This window comes from Desulfonatronum zhilinae, from assembly GCF_900182865.1.
Lineage (GTDB): Bacteria > Desulfobacterota > Desulfovibrionia > Desulfovibrionales > Desulfonatronaceae > Desulfonatronum > Desulfonatronum lacustre.
In genome coordinates, this window is sequence record NZ_FXUJ01000084.1 from 1 (window position 1) to 1370 (window position 1370).

At 55.6% G+C, this 1370-nt stretch carries 1 protein-coding gene; it reads right to left on the reverse strand.

Features of this window, described 5'->3' with window-relative positions; translation table 11 throughout:
* Positions 1–27: 27 nt before the first annotated feature.
* Entirely contained in the window at positions 28–1269 is a 1242-nt protein-coding gene (locus AC559A_RS19130; protein WP_498819288.1) for an ISL3 family transposase, read from the reverse strand.
* Positions 1270–1370 lie beyond the last annotated feature (101 nt).

The window sequence follows — 1370 nt, forward strand, 5'->3', positions numbered from 1 at the left end:
GGTTCTTCGACGTTGGACGTGGAAATGCTATGGAACGAGTAGTTCCCTGATGGGTGCTCCGATCAGGTAGATCACAGTGATGAATGTCATCTCGTTGCGGTATCCCCTGGCTCGCGAACGTGCCGCCTGAAAGAGGCTGTTCAAGCCCTCCAATCTGGCATTTGAGAGCAACGACTCCCAGCGCCTCAGGATTCGAGGCAGATGCTCTTGGAACGTGCTCAACGCCTTTTTGACCGGTTTCAGCAAGTTTTCGTCGCCGATCAATTCCTGGGCGAAGGCGAAAAACCGGGAAGCCCTCCATCGAGCTGCCTGCCTAGTATCGGCTTGGCGCACCCAGCGCAGCAACTCTTTGACTCGAAAAGCCGTGGCTGTCGCCAACCCTCGTTCCTCCAGCTCTCGCAAGGCAGCGTCCTGCTCTTCGGTCCGAGACGCTTCAAGCGCTTTAAGCGTCGCCCAGCGAACCCCTTTGGGCAGCTCGACTTGCTTCGCCTCCAGCCGTCGCACTTCATCAAGGGCTTTTGTAAATATCTGGACGACATGAAACCAGTCCACAGTGACCGAAGCATACTTGAATGTCTTCTCGGCTGCGGACAGAAAGGCAGGAGACATGTCGCAAACGACTTCAATAATGTTGTCGGGATTGCCACCGTGCTTCTCGAGATGCTTGGCGAACTCCTTGAAACACGCCTTACCTTTGCCGGGTGTGGCAAAGATAACGGGGCGGGTCTCTCGGTCCATATCCACAAAAATGGTGACGTAGTGATGCCCCCGCTTGGTGGCCGTCTCGTCAAGGCCTATGCCGCATAAACGGCTGAGATCCAGCTTGCCCATGGCTTGGTAGACATAATGCGTCACCACGCGCCAAATACGCTTGTCGGTGACGCCGACATAATCGGCCACCGCGTTTACGGGCATCTCGCGGGCCAGAAGCATGACGGCTTGCTCAAAGAGCAACGTAAATCCGCTGCCTTCGCGAGCCCAGGGCACTTTGACCCGGTGGATGCCGTGCTCAGCGCACTTGACTCGTGGAACCCTGGCTTTGATCAGGCAGTGGTGTTGGAAAAAGTTGAGGTGACGCCAGGAAAACTCTTTAAAGTCATGGGCCTTGCAGAGCGTTTCGCACTGCGGGCACGGATACAGGGTGCCTCGGTCCGCCTCGACTTCCAAGAGAAGCTCTGATGGCTTCTTCCCGGTATCAAGCTTTTGGGCGACAACCTGCCAAGGAGCAGTTAATCCAAGGCCAAGAGTCAGAAGGTCATTCGCGTTCATCGGGCTATCTCCTGGAAAACAGGGATCGAAAACCACTCACTCCGAATACAGATAGTACCACAGGGGAGAATTGCCAATTCCACGTCCAACGTCGAAGAGCC

Excerpts from the sequence above, each read along its gene's own strand:
- AC559A_RS19130 (WP_498819288.1), bottom strand. The coding sequence starts at position 1,269 with ATGAACGCGAATGACCTTCTGACTCTTGGCCTTGGATTAACTGCTCCT.